Origin of the sequence: Micromonospora sp. KC723, assembly GCF_004348595.1 — a bacterium.
Taxonomy (GTDB): Bacteria; Actinomycetota; Actinomycetes; order Mycobacteriales; family Micromonosporaceae; genus Micromonospora.
The window spans coordinates 1-15,912 of the sequence record NZ_SMKD01000128.1 but is presented as its reverse complement, the minus strand read 5'-3'; the positions used below and the strand labels follow the sequence as shown (position 1 = coordinate 15,912).

18 protein-coding genes and 1 pseudogene are annotated in these 15,912 nt (G+C 75.2%); 14 read left to right on the top strand and 5 right to left on the bottom strand.

Going from position 1 to position 15,912, the window contains the following annotated elements:
• The 10 genes and pseudogenes from E1165_RS23020 to E1165_RS22975 all read left to right on the top strand — a co-directional run.
• Positions 1-281 (top strand): glycosyltransferase (locus E1165_RS23020; RefSeq protein ID WP_132393839.1); only part of this gene is annotated, 281 nt, incomplete at its 5' end.
• Positions 266-1,483, top strand: coding sequence for a glycosyltransferase (locus tag E1165_RS23015; RefSeq protein ID WP_132393838.1), 1,218 nt, complete (start codon positions 266-268; stop codon positions 1,481-1,483). The genes E1165_RS23020 and E1165_RS23015, both read left to right, overlap by 16 nt.
• The gene (locus E1165_RS23010) at positions 1,483-2,280 is read left to right on the top strand and encodes an SIS domain-containing protein (RefSeq protein ID WP_132393837.1); all 798 of its coding nucleotides are present in this window, start codon (positions 1,483-1,485) and stop codon (positions 2,278-2,280) included. Before E1165_RS23015 ends, E1165_RS23010 begins: the two co-directional genes overlap by 1 nt.
• Positions 2,277-3,686: a D-glycero-beta-D-manno-heptose 1-phosphate adenylyltransferase gene (gene rfaE2, locus E1165_RS23005; protein WP_132393836.1), complete on the top strand. Its 1,410-nt coding sequence runs from the start codon at positions 2,277-2,279 to the stop codon at positions 3,684-3,686. Before E1165_RS23010 ends, rfaE2 begins: the two co-directional genes overlap by 4 nt.
• Entirely contained in the window at positions 3,683-4,378 is a 696-nt protein-coding gene (locus tag E1165_RS23000) for an SDR family oxidoreductase (protein WP_132393835.1), read from the top strand. Before rfaE2 ends, E1165_RS23000 begins: the two co-directional genes overlap by 4 nt.
• Positions 4,375-5,289 (top strand): annotated as a pseudogene (locus E1165_RS22995) (glycosyltransferase family 9 protein); the annotation flags it as partial. The gene E1165_RS23000 and the pseudogene E1165_RS22995, both read left to right, overlap by 4 nt.
• Before the next feature lie 142 nt (positions 5,290-5,431).
• On the top strand, positions 5,432-6,298 hold the full coding sequence (locus E1165_RS22990; protein ID WP_132393833.1) for an alpha/beta fold hydrolase: 867 nt from the start codon (positions 5,432-5,434) through the stop codon (positions 6,296-6,298).
• Between the two features lie 47 nt (positions 6,299-6,345).
• Positions 6,346-7,014: a hypothetical protein gene (locus tag E1165_RS22985; RefSeq protein ID WP_243704944.1), complete on the top strand. Its 669-nt coding sequence runs from the start codon at positions 6,346-6,348 to the stop codon at positions 7,012-7,014.
• A 106-nt stretch (positions 7,015-7,120) separates the two neighbouring features.
• Complete coding sequence (locus E1165_RS22980) at positions 7,121-7,510, top strand: hypothetical protein (protein ID WP_132393832.1); 390 nt, start codon at positions 7,121-7,123, stop codon at positions 7,508-7,510.
• A gap of 40 nt (positions 7,511-7,550) precedes the next feature.
• On the top strand, positions 7,551-8,774 hold the full coding sequence (locus E1165_RS22975; RefSeq protein ID WP_132393831.1) for a cytochrome P450: 1,224 nt from the start codon (positions 7,551-7,553) through the stop codon (positions 8,772-8,774).
• Positions 8,775-8,831: 57 nt separating this feature from the next.
• Here E1165_RS22975 and E1165_RS29170 read toward each other — a convergent pair whose 3' ends face one another.
• A complete protein-coding gene (locus E1165_RS29170; protein WP_165945302.1) occupies positions 8,832-9,005 on the bottom strand; it encodes a hypothetical protein in 174 nt (57 codons plus the stop codon).
• Positions 9,006-9,068: 63 nt separating this feature from the next.
• Entirely contained in the window at positions 9,069-9,965 is an 897-nt protein-coding gene (locus E1165_RS22970; RefSeq protein ID WP_132393830.1) for a DUF72 domain-containing protein, read from the bottom strand.
• 225 nt (positions 9,966-10,190) lie between these two features.
• On the opposite strand from E1165_RS22970, the gene E1165_RS22965 reads away from it, so the two are divergent.
• Together E1165_RS22965 and E1165_RS22960 are read left to right on the top strand one after the other, a co-directional pair.
• Positions 10,191-10,478 carry a hypothetical protein gene (locus E1165_RS22965; protein WP_132393829.1) on the top strand — a complete coding sequence of 96 codons (288 nt, stop codon included), beginning with the start codon at positions 10,191-10,193 and terminating at the stop codon, positions 10,476-10,478.
• A gap of 9 nt (positions 10,479-10,487) precedes the next feature.
• Positions 10,488-11,237: a Pr6Pr family membrane protein gene (locus E1165_RS22960; RefSeq protein WP_165945301.1), complete on the top strand. Its 750-nt coding sequence runs from the start codon at positions 10,488-10,490 to the stop codon at positions 11,235-11,237.
• A 12-nt stretch (positions 11,238-11,249) separates the two neighbouring features.
• On the opposite strand, the gene E1165_RS22955 is transcribed toward E1165_RS22960, so the two are convergent.
• Both E1165_RS22955 and E1165_RS22950 read right to left on the bottom strand, forming a co-directional pair.
• A complete protein-coding gene (locus E1165_RS22955; RefSeq protein WP_132393828.1) occupies positions 11,250-13,325 on the bottom strand; it encodes a glycogen debranching N-terminal domain-containing protein in 2,076 nt (691 codons plus the stop codon).
• Positions 13,322-13,699 (bottom strand): SCP2 sterol-binding domain-containing protein, encoded by a 378-nt coding sequence (locus E1165_RS22950; RefSeq protein ID WP_132393827.1) that lies wholly within the window; start codon positions 13,697-13,699, stop codon positions 13,322-13,324. The genes E1165_RS22955 and E1165_RS22950 overlap by 4 nt, the downstream gene beginning before the upstream one ends.
• A gap of 126 nt (positions 13,700-13,825) precedes the next feature.
• On the opposite strand from E1165_RS22950, the gene E1165_RS22945 reads away from it, so the two are divergent.
• The gene (locus E1165_RS22945; RefSeq protein ID WP_132393826.1) at positions 13,826-14,821 is read left to right on the top strand and encodes a glycoside hydrolase family 88 protein; all 996 of its coding nucleotides are present in this window, start codon (positions 13,826-13,828) and stop codon (positions 14,819-14,821) included.
• Here E1165_RS22945 and E1165_RS22940 read toward each other — a convergent pair.
• Positions 14,805-15,314 (bottom strand): DinB family protein, encoded by a 510-nt coding sequence (locus tag E1165_RS22940; RefSeq protein WP_132393825.1) that lies wholly within the window; start codon positions 15,312-15,314, stop codon positions 14,805-14,807. The two genes, E1165_RS22945 and E1165_RS22940, sit on opposite strands and share 17 nt — an antisense overlap.
• A gap of 81 nt (positions 15,315-15,395) precedes the next feature.
• On the opposite strand from E1165_RS22940, the gene E1165_RS22935 reads away from it, so the two are divergent.
• Positions 15,396-15,911 carry a 2'-5' RNA ligase family protein gene (locus E1165_RS22935; RefSeq protein ID WP_132393824.1) on the top strand — a complete coding sequence of 172 codons (516 nt, stop codon included), beginning with the start codon at positions 15,396-15,398 and terminating at the stop codon, positions 15,909-15,911.
• Position 15,912 lies beyond the last annotated feature (1 nt).

The window sequence follows — 15,912 nt, the reverse complement described above, 5'->3', positions numbered from 1 at the left end:
CCTCACTCGGACTCAGCCTCATCGAAGCCATGCACATCGGCATGCCCATCATCGCCCTCGCCACCACCGAAGCCGTCGACGCCGTCCCACCCGACGCCGGAGTCATCTCCACCCGGATGGACGTGCTCGTCGACGCGGCGCGGTGGCTGGTCGCGGACCGGGATGCCGCGTCCCGGCTCGGCGCGCGGGCGCAGGAGGTGGCGAAGGAACGTTTCGGGCTCGACCGGTTCCTCGCCGACTGGGACCGCATCTTGGAGGAGGAAGTATGCGCATCGCGATGATCTCCGAGCACGCCAGCCCGCTCGCCGTCCTCGGCGAGGAGGACGCCGGCGGGCAGAACACCCACGTCGCCGAACTGGCCACGGCACTGGCCCGGGAGGGGCACGACGTGCGGGTCTACACCCGCCGCGACGCCGTCGAGCTGCCCGACGTGGTGGACACCTCCGCCGGGTACCAGGTGCGGCACGTGCCGGCCGGGCCGGCGCTGCGGGTGCCGAAGGACGAGCTGCTGCCGCACATGGGCGAGTTCGGCCGCTGGATGGCCGACCAGTGGCGGAACGGGGACTGGCGTCCGGACGTGGCGCACGCCCACTTCTGGATGAGCGGACTGGCCACGGTGCACGCCGCACGGCGCACCAACGTTCCCGTGGTGCTGACGTACCACGCGTTGGGCTCGGTGAAGCGTCGCCACCAGGGGGCGAAGGACACCAGCCCACCGGGCCGGATCGGCTACGAGCGGGCCCTGGGCCGCGCCGCCGACCGGGTGATCGTCCAGTGCCAGGACGAGGTCGGCGAACTGGTCCGCCTCGGCGTGCCCCGGTCGAAGATGACGCTGGTCCCCTCCGGGGTCAACGAGCGGATGTTCCGCCCGGACGGGCCGGTGGTGCCCCGCGACCCGGCCCGGCCCCGGATCCTCACCGTCGGCCGGATGGTCGAGCGCAAGGGCTTCCAGGAGGTCGTCCGGGCGCTGCCCGCCGTGCCGGACGCCGAGTGCGTGGTGGTCGGCGGCCCGCCGGCCGAGTTGCTGCCCGCCGACGGCTTCGCCCGCCGGCTCACCGCCCTCGCCGAGGCCTGCGGGGTCGCCGACCGGGTCCGGCTGGTCGGCGCGGTACCCCGGGAGGAGATGGGGGCGTGGTACCGCTCCGCCGACCTGCTCGTCGCCGCCCCCTGGTACGAGCCGTTCGGGCTCACCCCGCTGGAGGCGATGGCGTGCGGCGTGCCGGTGGTCGGCACGAACGTGGGCGGGATCGCCGACAGCGTGGTGGACGGCCTCACCGGCGACCTGGTCCCGCCGCGCGACTCCCGCGCCCTCGGCGCCGCGCTGCGCCGGCTGCTCGCCGACAATGTGCGCCGGTTCGCGTACGCGACGGCGGCGCTGGACCGGGTCCGCAGCCGGTACTCGTGGAAGCGCTGCGCCGAGCAGCTCGGCGCCATCTACGCCACGGTCGCCACCGTCGGCCGGGCCACGCCGGCGGTGGTCTGATGGGTGCCGGGCTGTCCCCCCTCGACCAACACCTGTCCGGGCTGGCCGCCGCGCTGCTGCCGTACCGGCAGGTCGCCGATCGGCTCTCCGGTTGGGGCGCCGAGCTGGCCCGGACCCTGGCCAACGGCGGCCGGCTGCTGGTGGCCGGCAACGGCGGCAGCGCCGCCGAGGCCCAGCACCTCACCGCCGAACTGGTCGGCAAGCTCCGCGACGACCGGCAGCCCCTGTCGGCGATCGCCCTGCACGCCGAGACCTCGGCGGTGACCGCGATCGGCAACGACTACGGCTACGACGAGGTCTTCGCCCGGCAGGTCCGCGCACACGGCCGGAAGAACGACATCCTGCTGCTGATGTCGACCAGCGGCGCCAGCACCAACCTGCTACGCGCGGTGGACGCCGCCCGCCAGACCGGCCTGCGCTGCTGGGCGTTCACCGGCCCGACCCCGAACCCGCTCGCCGAGGCCTGCCACGACGTGCTGGCCGTGCCGTCGCCGGACAGCCAGGTGGTGCAGGAACTGCACCTGGTCTCGCTGCACCTGCTCTGCGAGTACGTCGACGAGGTGCTGCCGGTGGTACGCCAGCTTCCCCGGGCCGCCGCCCCACGCCCGCGCAGCGCCGTGCCCGACCGGCTGCCCGCGGGCGCGGACGGCCGCGAACTGGCCGTGGTCAACGGCTACCCGCGCAACGGCCACGGCCCGAGCGGCGCCGCCCTGAACGGGCACGGCGCGAACGGGCACGGTCCCGACGGGTCCGGGCCGACCGGGCCCCGCCCCGGCCGCCGTGGGTGCCCGTCGTGAGCCGGCCACTGGTGGTCGTCGGCGACGCCCTGCTCGACCGGGACGTCGACGGGAACGTCTCCCGGGTCTGTCCGGACGCGCCGGTGCCGGTGCTCGACGAACGCGCCGCCACCGACCGGCCCGGCGGCGCCGGACTGGCGGCGCTGCTCGCCGCCGCCCAGGGCACCGAGGTGACGCTGGTGACGGCGCTCGCCGACGACGACGCCGGCGCGCGGATCGCCGAGCTGCTCACCACCGCCGGGGTGCGCTTGCGCCCGCTGCGGCTGCCCGGGGAGACGCCGGAGAAGATCCGGCTTCGGGCCGGCGGGCAGACCCTGCTACGGCTGGACCGGGGAGGCGCACCGCAGGCCCCCGGCGCACCGCCGGAGGCGGCGTTGGAGGCGCTGGCTAGGGCTGGCGCGATCCTGGTCAGCGACTACGGTCGGGGGCTGGTCCGACACCCGGCGCTGCGCGCCGCGCTCGCCGACGCCACCGCGCCGGTGGTGTGGGATCCGCACCCGAGGGGGCCGGTCGCCGTACCGGGCGCCCGGCTGGTCACCCCGAACCTCCCGGAACTCCGCCAGCTCACCGGCGACGCCGGGGCCGGCTCCCCGTTGTCGACCGCCACCCGGGCCGGGCACGAGCTGCGACGGCGCTGGCGGGTCGGGGCGGTCGCGGTGACCATGGGGCCGGACGGGGCGGTGCTCTGCCACTCGGGGAGCACCCCGCTGGTGGTGCCGCCGCCGGCCGACGTGACGCATGTCGAGGACACCTGCGGGGCCGGGGACCGGTTCGCCGCCACCGCCGCCACGGCGCTCTCCGCCGGGGCGGTCACCTCGGAGGCGGTGCGGGAGGCCGTCGCCGCGGCGTCGGCGTACGTGGCCGCCGGCGGGGCCGCCGGGCTGGCCCGGGCCGGTCGCGAACCCGCCGCGCGCCGGCCGGCCGCCGCCGAGGATCTCGTCGCCCGGGTACGCGCCGACGGCGGCACGGTGGTCGCCACCGGCGGCTGCTTCGACATCCTGCACGCCGGGCACGTGGCCACCCTCCAGGCCGCCCGCCGGCTCGGTGACTGCCTGGTCGTCTGCCTGAACTCCGACCGCAGCGTCCGGGCGCTGAAGGGTCCGGAGCGCCCGGTGCACACCGAGGCCGACCGGGCCCGGGTGCTGGCCGCGCTGGACTGTGTGGACGCCGTGGTCGTCTTCGACGAGGCCACCCCGGTCACCGCGCTGGCCCGGTTGCGTCCCGACGTCTGGGTCAAGGGCGGCGACTACGCCGGCGACGGGGCCCCCGAACTGCCCGAGGCCGACCTCGTCCACGGCTGGGGCGGCCGGGTGGTGACCGTGCCGTACCTGGCGGGGCGATCCACCACCGCCACCATCACCGCCGCGCGTGCGCGCGGCACCCGACTGGTCAAGGGAGCACGATGAGCAGGGATGTGAACGAAGCGGCGGTACTGGTCACGGGTGGGTCCAGTGGCCTCGGCGCGGCGGTGGTCGCGGCGGTGACCAAGGCGGGCGGGCGGCCGTACGTGCTGGACCGGCACCCTCCCGGCGACGGGGTGCCGTGGGTCGAGTGCGACCTGGCCGACACCCGGGCCGCCGAGGAGGCCACCCGGGACCTCGCCGAACGCCACGGCGGCCTGGACGCGGTGGTGACCGCCGCCGGCATGGACGTGCCCGGCAGGCTCGCCGACGTGCCCCGGGAGACCTGGGAGCGGATCGTCACCGTCGACCTGCTCGGCACCGCCGCGGTGGTCCGCGCCGCCCTGCCCTACCTGGAGGCGGCCCACGGCAACGTCGTCACGGTCGCCTCGACGCTCGGGATCAAGGCGGTCAGCGACGCCACCGCGTACTGCGCGGCGAAGTTCGGGGTGGTCGGCTTCACCCGTGCCCTCGCCGCCGAGCTGGCCGGCCGGGTCGGCGTGACCCTGCTGATCCCCGGCGGGATGCGCACGGCGTTCTTCGACGACCGCGACGAGCAGTACAAGCCGGGCCCGGACGCCAACCTCAACGACCCCGCCGACACCGCCGCGGCGGTCATGTTCGCGCTGTCCCAGCCGCCCGGCTGCGCCGTGCGCGAACTGGTGGTCTGCGCCCAGCGGGAAACGTCCTGGCCGTGATCCTCGTGCTCCGCGCCCTGGGGGTGGGCGATCTGGCGACGGCGGTGCCGGCGCTGCGCGCGCTGCGGGCCGCGTACCCCGGCCAGGAGCTGGCGCTGGTCGCGCCACGCTGGACGGCCCCGCTGGTCGACCTGGTCGGCGGGGTCGACCGGCTGGTCGAGGCGGAGGGGTTGGGCGAGCTGGCCTGGCGCGGTGCGGCACCGGAGCTGGCGGTCAACCTGCACGGGCGCGGCCCGCAGTCGCACCGCATGCTCTCCGGAGCCCGCCCGCGCCGGCTGCTGGCCTTCGCCAACGCCGAGGCCGGTCACCTCGACGGCCCGCGGTGGTTCGCCGAGGAGCACGAGGTCGACCGGTGGTGCCGGCTGCTCGCCTGGTACGGCGTCCCCGCCGACCGTACCGACCTGGCGCTGCGCCGCCCGGCGCCGGGCCGGATGCCGACCGGGGTGAGCGTCGTCCACCCGGGTGCGAAGGCGGCGCAGCGGCGCTGGCCGCCGGCCCGGTTCGCCGAGGTGGCCCGAGCGCTCTCCGACCTGGGCCACCGGGTGGTGGTGACCGGCAGCGTCGGCGAGCGGGACATCGCCGCGCGGGTGGCGGCCCTGGCCGGGTTGCCGGCCGGGGCGGTGCTGGCCGGACGGACCGGCCTCGGCGAGTTGGCCGCGCTGGTCGCCCACGCCCGGCTGGTGGTCAGCGGCGACACCGGCATCGGGCATCTGGCCACCGGGTACGCCACCCCGTCGGTGCTGCTCTTCGGCCCGGTCCCGCCCGCGTGGTGGGGGCCACCGCCGGACCGGCCCTGGCACCAGGCGCTCTGGGTGGGGCCGCGCGAGCCGGCCCGGGCTGGGGTGCACCCGGCGCTGGCCGAGCTGGACGTGCCGGCGGTGCTGGCCGCGGTGGCGCGGGTGGAACGGGCCACGGCGGCCCGGCCCCGGCGGCTGGTCCGTCAGCCGGGCCCGGACGGCGGGCCCACCGGCGCGGTGGACGACGGTCGTGATCCGGCTCGTACCCGACACCCTTTTGTTACCCATCGGTAGCATTCCGTCGTAGGCTGAGGGGATGAGCGGGGAACCGGAGTACACCCAGGAGTTCGTCGACGTCGACCGCGCACGGATCGGCGTACAGGTCTATCCGGAGCCGGCCGGCGTACCCGACGCGCCGGTGGCGGTGATCTGGCCGGCGATGGGGGTACGGGCGCGCTACTACCGACCGTTCGCCGCCGCGCTACGGCAGGCCGGGCTCGCCGTGGCCGTGGCCGACCTGCGCGGCACCGGCGCCAGCACTCCCCGGCCGTCGCGCGCCTGCCGGTACGGCTACCCGGAGCTGGTCACCGATGTCGGCGCGGTCCTCGACGCGCTCAAGCCCCGGCTGGACGGCCGCAGACGGCTGCTGGTCGGGCACTCCCTCGGTGGGCAGGCGGCCCTGCTGCACCTCGCCGTCCGCGGCGCGGACGCGGTCGACGGGCTCGCCCTGCTCGCCGTCGGCGTGCCCTGGTGGCGCAGCTACCCGGGCGTCCGGGGATACGGCGTGCTGGCGTACACCCAGGGGATCGCCGCGGTGTCGGCTGCGCTCGGCGTCTGGCCCGGGTGGGGGTTCGGCGGACGGCAGGCCCGAGGGGTGATCCGCGACTGGGCGCACACCGCGCGCACCGGCCGGTTCCCGGTGCTGGACGGGATGGACGCCGAGGGCGCGGTGCGGCGGCTGACCACGCCGGTGCTCGCGGTGAGCATGGACGACGACCGGTACACCCCACACGCCACGGTCGACCACCTCTGCGCCAAGCTCACCGCCGCACCGGTGACCCGGGCCCGCTACACCGTCGCCGAGGCCGGGGCCCCACTGGACCACTTCGTCTGGGTCCGGGCCGGCGTGCCGCTGGCCCGCCGGGTGGCCGACTTCGCCACCACCCTGACACCCCACGGCTGAGCCCCGCCGGCGGCGGGTCCGGGCGACGGTGCGTAGCCGGGCCGACGATGGGTAAGCCGCTGCGCCCGAACACGGTGGAGGGGGAACAGATGTCCGAACGGCACACCGCGCTACGTTCCATGCACGATCTGGGCCTGGCGGCCTGGTTCGGCGGCTCCCTGATGGGAGCGCTCGGCGTCAACGGGGCGGCGGCGCGGATCAACGACTCGACCCAACGCCTGCCGATCGCCTCGGCCGCCTGGTCCCGGTGGACACCGGTGAACGCGGCGGCGATCGGGGCGCACCTGGCGGGTGCGGTCGGCGAACTCGCCACGGAGAGCCCACGCGTCCTCACCCAGCGCGGGGTGGGGCGGATGAGCGCGGTCAAGACGGCGCTCACCGTCGGCGCGCTGGCGGTGACCGGGTACAGCCGGTTGCTCGGCATGCGGCTGGAGAAGGCCGGCAACCCGCCGGTGGAGGGGATCACCGAACCCAACTACCAGACGCCCGGCGACGTGGCGTCCTGCCAGCGCAGGATGAAGGTGCTGCAGTGGACGATCCCGGCGCTGACCGGGGCGCTGGTGGTGGTCACCTCGTACATGGGTGAGCAGCAGAAGCCGGGGCAGGTGTTCCGGGGCATGCTCGGTCGCGCGGGCGGGATGATGAGCGCGCCGAAGACGATGGGGAAGATCGCCGCGATGGGTACGGCGAAACGCCGGATGGCGATGGCGGGCTGAGGTCGTACCCCGAGCAGGCCGGCGCGGGACCGTCCGTCGTGGTGTCGACGGCGGTCGCCGCGCCGGGGCCGGACGACCGGGACGCACGACGAGCAGCGAGGTGGCCATGACCGGGAACGAGGCAACGACGGGCGGCGGCGAACGCGGACCGCAGTCCGTGGGCCCCTGGGGCACCACGGACGGCTTCGACGCCGACCCGCCCTGGGGCGCGGGTGAGCACGACCCCATGGGTGAGGGGAGCGAGGAGACCGCCGTGCCGGAGGGGCGGCGCGGCGACCGCCGGGCCGGGGATCCGGCGGGCCCGTCGGGGCCGGCCGGGCGGCACGGCTTCGGCCCGGTCGAACCGACGCCGGTGCCGGAGGCGGGGCCGGGCGCCCCGCCCGATCCCGCACCGGCCCGCCGCCCCTTCCCCGACGACACCGCGGGCGGCGACCTGCCCGACAACGCCTGGGAGGCGGACACCGGAATGCGTCCGGAAGGGGTCAACCGGGACTGAGCGATGTTTGGCGGGCCGTGTCCGGGGCAGGAGTTCCGGCATGGCTCCCTGGCATCTGGACGACACGATCACCCTGGCCACTCAGGGGTACGCCTGGCTACCCAACCGGCTCCGCGAAGCCGGCGCCGACGTCTACCGCACCCGGCTGGCCGGGCGGCGGGCGGTGGCGCTGCGCGGGCCCGAGGCGGCCCGCTTCTTCTACGACGAACGGCACGTCCGCCGGCACGGGGCGCTGCCCGAACCGGTGCTCAGCACGCTGTTCGGGCACCGCGCGGTGCACACCCTCGACGGCGACGCGCACCGCGTCCGCAAGGCGCTCTTCACCGGGCTGCTGGGCAACGGCGACGTCGACGGTCTGGCCGCCCGGGCGGAGGCGGCCTGGGACGTCGCCGCGAAGGGCTGGGCCGGGCAGGGCCCGGTGGTGCTCTTCGACGCCGCCGCCGAGGTGCTGACCCGGGCGGTGTGCGACTGGACCGGCGTGCCGGTCGACGACGACGAGCTACCCGGGCTCGCCACCGACCTGGTCACCCTGGTCGACGGCTTCGCCACCGCCGGGCCGCGCCACTTCCGCGCCCGGCGGACCCGTACCCGGCGGGAGGACCAGCTCGCCGACCTCGTCACCCGGGTACGCCGGGGCGAGGCCGACGTGCCGGCCGGCTCCGCGGTGGAGGCGGTGGCCCACCACCGGGACGCCGACGGCGCCGAGCTGGATCCCTGCCTGGCCGCCGTGGAGTTGCTCAACATCCTCCGGCCGACGGTGGCGGTCGCCTGGTTCGTCGCCTTCACCGGGCACGCGCTGCACCGCTGGTCGAGCCACCGGGACCGGCTGGCCGACGGCGACCCGGCCTTCGCCGAGGCGTACGCCCACGAGGTCCGCCGCTTCTACCCGTTCGCGCCGTTCGTCGGCGGGCGGGCGGCAGCCGACCTGAGCTGGGGCGGCGTACGCATCCCGGCCGGCGCGATGGTGCTGCTGGACCTGTACGGGCAGAACCACGACCCACGGCTGTGGCCGGATCCGTACCGCTTCCACCCGCAACGCTTCGTGGGGCGGCAGGTCGGCGAGTTCGACCTGGTGCCGCAGGGCGGCGGCGACCCGCGCACCGGGCACCGCTGCCCGGGCGAGCGGATCACGGTGGCCCTGCTGCGGTCGCTCGCGGTCCGGCTGGCCCGGCTGGACCACCGGCTGCCGGCGCAGGACCTGACCATCCCGCTGCACCGCATCCCGACCCGCCCGACCAGCGGGGTGGTCGTCGAGGTGCGTTGACGCCGAGGCACGAGGACCGGGCGCCGGCGACTTTTCGTCGCCGGCGCCCACACCGTGTCAGGAACCGGTGCCGTCCTCGTCGCCCGCCGGAGCCGGCGGCGGCTCGGCCACCGGCCGTCCCGTCTCGTCCACCACGGCGGGGGCCATGCTGCCGCCGTGCGCCTCCTCCGCCTCGCGGACCCGGCGCTCTCGCGTGTCGTCCGGTACCCCCGGCTGCTGTTCGTACGTCATCGCCGCACCTCCCTGTCGTCCCCTGGCGCGGTACCCGGCCCGCCCGGCGACAAACGACCACGATCACACCTGGGCGGGTCGCGCTGCCGGGGCCACGCCGAGCACCTCGGCCAGCCGGGCCGCGTCGCGCTGGGCCTGCCCCTCGCAGCAGTTGTTGAACAGCACGTGCAGCTCCCGGCTCGTTGCGGCCAGGTCGGTCAGCAGCTCGGCCCAGCGCCGCAGCTCCCCGTCGGAGTACGCGTACCGGAAGCGGTCCTCCTTGCCGCCGTCCGACCAGGACGGGCTGTGCCCGTGGAACCGCACCACCGCCGGCTCGGCGGTGGCGATCATGATCGGCGGCACCGAGGAGGCGTGCCCCTGCGGCATGTCCACACAGACCATGCTCAGCCCGTGGTCGGCCAGGAAGGTCACCGTCTCCGCGGCGGCGGCACCGTCGAACCACGAGCCGTGTCGCAGTTCGACCGCCACCGGCCAGGGCCGGCACCGCTCCGCCAGCTCCACGATCCGCCGCCGGGCGGCCTCGCCGCGCACCAGCCAGGGCGGGAACTGCAGCAGCACCACGCCGAGCCGGGCGGCCGCCGCCAACGGCCGCAGCGCCGCCCTGAACCGACGCCACAGTTCCTCGTATGCCTCCCCGGGCAGGTCACGACGGCGGATCCGGGCCGCGCCGGTCGCCGGCCGCAGGTCCCGGGGCAGCATCGTCACCGGGGTGGGATGCCCGGTGAAGAGGCTGAACGCCTTGACGTCGAAGGTGAACCCGGGCGGGACGGCCTCGGCCCACCCGGCGGTGGTCTCCGGCGCCGGCACCGCGTAGTAGGACGTGTCCACCTCGACCAGTCCGAAGTGGCGCGCGTAGAAACCGAGCCGGTCGGCCGGGGTCCGCGCCGAACGGGGATACCAGCCGGCCCGCAGCAGCGTCTGGTCCGCCCAGGAGGAGGTACCCACACGAATGTCACCCATGTCGTGCCGTCGTACCCGCGGTGGGCGACGCGAGAACCCCGGGACGGGACCGAAACCGCCGGGCCCGCTACCGGGTGGTGGGACGACGGCATCGACCGGGGCGGACGGATCACCCGGGAGGTGAACGCCTGCCCCACACCGCAACCCGTCTGACCAGGGGTGATCCGGGCCACCCAGCCTCCCCGGATGTGACGTCCGGGCCCGTGGCGGCGCTGAGGGCACGAGATGAACGCACACCGCCTGGACCTGGAGACCGTCGAGCGGCTGCTCGACGATCCGGTCGTCGACCCGCGTGACGGGCCGCAGCCGCTGCTGCGGCTCCTCGCGGCGGTCCGCGCCGCGCCGCGCCCCGCCGAGCTGCGCGGGGAGAGCGCCGCGGTGCGCGCGTTCCACGGTGCGCGCGCCGGCGGCCCAGCCGCTGGTGGTCACGCCGGCACACCGGCCTCGACCGACCCGCCCGGCGGACGCCAGCCGGGATGCACGGCCGGCGAAGGCCCCCGTACGGGCTGGTAACGTGCCCCGATGAGTCTGGGGCGTCGACGCGTAATGATGGTCTTCCGCCTGGCGATCGTGGTCGGTGTCCTGGCCGGGATCGTGCTCACCGCGCTCGGTCCGGCCACGGTCACCGGCCTTCTGCCGTACTTCACCATCCAGAGCAACCTGGCGGTGGGCGTCTTCGCGGGGTACGCCGCCTGGCGGGCCTGGCAGGGGCTGCCGGAACCGCCCTCGGCCCTCAAGGGGGCGGTCACCCTCTACATCACCATCACCGGCGTGGTCTACCACCTGGTGCTGGCCAACCCGGCCAGCCCGTTCGCGGTCGCCCAGCCGGACCGGGCGCCGCCCGAGGCGCTGGGCAACCAGTTGCTGCACACCGTGGTGCCACTGCTGGCGGTCACCGACTGGGCGCTGTTCGACCCGCGCGGGCGGCTGCGGGTCCGGCATGCCCTCTGGTGGCTGGGGTTCCCGCTGGCGTACCTCGGTTTCGCCCTGGTGCGCGGGCTGATCGTGGCGAGGTACCCGTACCCGTTCATCGACGCCGGGCAGCTCGGCTACGACGGCGTCGCGATCAGCACGGTCTTCTTCGCCGCGGGGTTCTGGCTGCTCGGTCTGATCTTCGTCGGGGTGGACCGGGGGTTGGCCCGGTGGCCCGGCGTCCGCCCGGTCGTCGGCCCGGCGGCGCCCACGCCGCGCGCCGGAACCGGCGCGCGGGGAACCGACGCCGGTGAGTCCCGGGCCGACGTCGTACCGGACTCGCCGGCCGGCCAGCGGTGACCGTCGGCGGGCTCAGTCGGGCCGGCGAACCCGGTGACCGGGCGTCAGGGTGGGCCGGGCCCGCCCGTACGCGTCGGCCCGGCCCCAGCGCCCCGGGATGTCGAGCAGCTCGATGCGCCCGAGTTCCTCCGGCAACGCCGGGTTGACCAGCAGGTTGTCCCCGCAGGGCCGCAGACCCAGGGCGGTGGCGAGCAGCATCAGCAGCGCCCCGGCGGACCAGGACTGGGGGCGCCCGGCCACCGGCAGCTGGACCGGGTACCGGGTGACCGGGCGCGGGTAACCGGCGATCACCTCCGGCAGCGACCCGCCGAGCAGCCCGGCGACCGCGAAGATCCCGGCGGCGATCCGGGACGCCTCCTCGTCGTGGTGGTACCGCCGCAGCCCAGCGGCGATCAACGAGTTGTCCGAGGGCCAGACCGCGCCGACGTGCGCCCCGACAGGGTTGTACGGCAGCTGGCCCTCGGCCAGGGTCCGCACCCCCCAACCGTTGAACAACGCCGGGGAGAGCAGGTGCCCGGCCACCGCCGCCGCCCGCTCCTCGGTGACGATCCCGCTCCACAACAGGTGGCCGATGTTCGAGGTCAACGTCTCCACCGGCGTGCCGTCCGGCTCCAGGGCCAGCGCGTAGTGCTCCCGCTCCGGCAACCAGAAGTCGCGGTTGAAGCGTTCCTTCAGCGCGGCGGCCTCCCGCTCCAGCCGGTCGGCGTACACCGGGTCGGCCCAGAACTCGCGGGCCAGCCGGGCGCCGCGCAGCTTCGCGTCGTACGCGTAGCCCTGGAGTTCGCACGTCGCCCGGGGCACGGCGGCCTCCCGGCCGTCGCGGTGCACGATCGCGTCCGGCGAGTTCTTCCAGGACTGGTTGGCCAGCCCGGAACGCCGGTTGCGGCACAGGTACCGCAGATACCCGTCGCCGAGCAGGTCGCCGTACTCGTCGATCCAGTCCAGCGCCATCCGGGCGGGGTGACGGAGCTGGCGGACCAGGTCCGCGTCACCGGTCCAGTGCTCATACTCGTCGAGCAGGATCACGAAGAGCGGGGTGGTGTCGGCGGCGCCGAAGTAGACGGCGGTCGGCTGGTCGCCGAAGGCGGCAGACTCGCCGTAGCGCTGTTCGGCGAGGATCTTCCCGGGCTCCTCCTCGTGGAAGTCGTCGAGGCGGGCGCCCTGCCCGAGCGCGAGCAGCCGCAGCGTGGCCGACGCCAACTCGGGGATGAAGGCCAGGGTCTGCAGGCCGGTGACGAGGGCGTCACGCCCGTACAGCGTCATCGCCCAGGGCAGGCCGCCGACCGGCACCCGGTCCGGAAACGACAACGGCCGGTAGCGCAGCGCCGCGAGGTCCGCCAACGCGTTGGTGTAGACGCGGGCCAGGCCGCCGCCCTCCTCGGCCACCAGCAGCGGAGCGTGGTCCAGCCATGCCTGCAGGTCGGCGCGCATGTCGTGGCGGACCTGCCGCCGGTGTGACTCCAGGCTGGATCGCAGGTCATGACCCGCCCCACCCGCGATGATCATGGCGACGTGCAGATCGGTGATCCATTTGCCGCGCGGCGGGACGGTGATCCGGAAGGTGATACCACCCTCGTCGACCTCGCCGGGCGCGGTGCTGGAGACGACGGCTTCCCGGCTGAACCGCTGCCGTTGGTAGCGCAGCCGCAGCACACCATCCGTCGAGGACGCCTCCACGGTCGTCGTCTCCCTCGGCGAGGGGTGGCAGACCTCCGAGATGTCGGCGAAGTCGGTGCCGACGTCCATCCGGACGACGAGGTGGGCCGGTTCCGCCGAGTGGTTCAGGATGGTGAGCCGCTCGTTGAAACTGTCGTTGAGGGACCGGTGCCGGATCACCGACACGTCGGCGTCGACATAGTGGCTGGCCGCGCCGGGCACCAGGAAGAAACGGGTCTCGAAGAGGGTCATGTCGTCGCGGGACAGCGCCTGCAACCGTTCGCCGTCGACGGTGAGCACCCAGCGGGACACGAAGCGGGTGTCGAAGGAGAAGAGGCCGATGGGCGTCCTCGGATCGACCTCCATGTCCCCCTGCGCGTCGCTCACCGCGAAGACGTTGCCGGTGACGACGTGCACCCGTTCCCGCCTCACCGCCGTTCGACCTCCTGCCGGGCGAACTCGCGGGGATGCCGCGCGCCGGGCGGGCCGGGCAGGATCCGCCGCAGCGACAACGCCAGTTGGAGGTCACCGATCACACTCAGCTCGTTGCGCATCAGGGATTCCACCAGGCGTCGTCGCCCGCTGGCCAGTTGGTCGAACGCCTCCCGGTCGCCGCACAGCACCAGGTCGGCGTCCTGCGGGGAGCGGCGCACGTCGACGCGCTGGTTGTGCAGGACCAGATACCAGTGTTCGGTGTGTCCACCCTCGCGCAGGTCGAGCCGGACGGTGCCGCTCACGCTCTCCGGCAGTTCCTGGCGAATGCCGCTGCCCAACTGCTTGAGAAACTCCACCGCCGACGAGGCCATGGCTCCTCCCCCGGTGCGTCGCCGTCTCCTGCCACCCGGTCACCCTGCCTCTGGCGAGGGTGACCGCGGCTCACCCACTGCGGGTGAGATCCGCCGACCGTGGTACGACAGGGTTCGGGAGGCGACATGCGCGGATCGAGCGATCCCCGGCGGGACCGGGTGCTGGCGGCGCTGCTGGCGATCCAGCGGCAGTCCTGGGAACAGGGGGTGACGGCGCACGCCCTGCTCGACCTCGGACGCGACCGGGAGGTGGTGTTGCTCGCCGACGCGGCGGTGACCCGGCAACACCCGGACGGCCGGCTCGGCGACGTCTCCGGCGAGGACGGCGCGGTCAACGGCGCCGCCTGCGGCGAGGCCGTGCGGCACGCCGCCCGCGTCCGTCCCGGCGAACGGTGGACCGAAGCGCTGGACCGGCAGCTCGACTGGCTGCTGGTCAGGGCGCCGCGGGCCGACGACGGGACGCTGTTCCACCTGCTGGGCAACCGGCAGGTCTGGGCGGACAGCGTCTACATGGTGGTCCCGCTGCTCGCCGTCTGCGGCCAGCCCGACCAGGCGGCGGCGCAGGTGAAGGGGCATCGCCGCCGGCTGTACGACCCGGCGACCGGCCTGTACGCCGCCCGGTGGGACGAGGACCGGGGCCGGCGGGAACATCCGCAGCACTGGGGCACCGGCAACGGCTGGGTGGTCGCCGGGATCGCCCGCGCCCTGCGGCTGCTGCCCCGCTGGCCGGACGGGCTGCGGGACGGGCTGGCCCGGCACGCCCGGCAGGTGCTCGACGCCTGCCTGGCGCACCGCCGGCCGGACGGCCTCTTCCATGACGTGCTGGACGACCCGGACAGCCACGTCGAGACCAACGTGGCGCAGATGCTGGCGTACGCGGCGCTGACCGGCGCGACCGACGGGTGGCTGCCGCCGTCGTACGCCGGGACCGGGCGGGACCTGCTCGCCGCCGCCGACCGGCAGGTCGACCCGGACGGGCTGGTCCGGCCGGTGAGCGGGGCGCCGGACTTCACCCGCCCCGGCACCTCCGCCGAGGCGCAGGCGTTCCACCTGCTCGCCCACGCCGCCCTGCGCCGCGCCCGGCTCGTCGCGCCGGCCGGCGACGTCAGCTCGGCCGGATGAGGCCCCGCAGGTAGGCGGCCTGACCGACGTGCTGGAGGTCGTCCTCGGCCACGCTGACCAGCCGTACGCCGAGGGTCACCGGCGGATCCCACGACTCGTCCACCACCCGGTCGAGGTCCGCCGGGGACAGTGCGGCCAGGAAGGCAGCGGTACGCGCCGCCACCGTCTCGTAGTAGTCGACGAGCGCCTCCGCGCTCTCCGGTCGTACCGCCGCGACCTGCTCCGGGGTGTGCCCGTAGCCGGTGTCGTGCGGGTCGGCCGTGCGGCCGAACCGGGCCGCCCACCCGTCGCCGGCCCAGATCTGCGCCTCACCGAGCAGGTCCGCGACGTGGTCGTCCTGGATCCGGGTCAGGTGCCAGACCAGCCAGCCGACCGGGTTGGCGCCGGGCCGGGGCGACCAGCGCAACTCGTCCGGGCTGAGCCCGTCGACCGCTGCCCGCACCAGGTCGGGCAGCCGGCCGTAGAGCTCGGTCAGCAGGCCGTTCACGTCCACGACACTCTCCTCACGCCGTCGATTCCCGGTGTCCAGATACCGCCCCCGCCGGTGGGCAAACCCGGCCGTTAGGGTGATCACGTGGTCGCGGCGCTGGAGCTGTATCTGGACACCGACGCGACACGGCGCATCCGGGTGCTGTGGGACGCGCTGGAGGCCGAGGGGGTGCAGAGCATGCGCTCCCTGCTGGAACGGCGGCACCGGCCGCACGTCTCGTTGGCCGTGGCCCCCCGCTTCGACCCGGATCGGGTCGCCGAGGCGCTGCACGGGACGGTGGTGGCCGCCCCGCTGCGGTTGAACTTCCAGCACGCCGGGCAGTTCGTCGGTCGGGTGCTGTGGCTGGGCATCGCTCCCACCGCGGAACTGCTGGCCCATCACGCGCTGGTGCACGACCGGCTGGCCCGAGCCGGGATCGCCCTGTCGGAGCAGTACCGGCCGGGACGCTGGGTGCCGCACTGCACCCTGTCCATGCGGGTGCCCAACTCGCTGATGGCCGCCGCCGTCCGCCGCTGCCTGGAGATGCTGCCCCTGTCGGCGACGGTCACCGCCGCCGCCCTCACCGACCACGCCCGCGACATCTGCCACCCCCTCCCCTGAC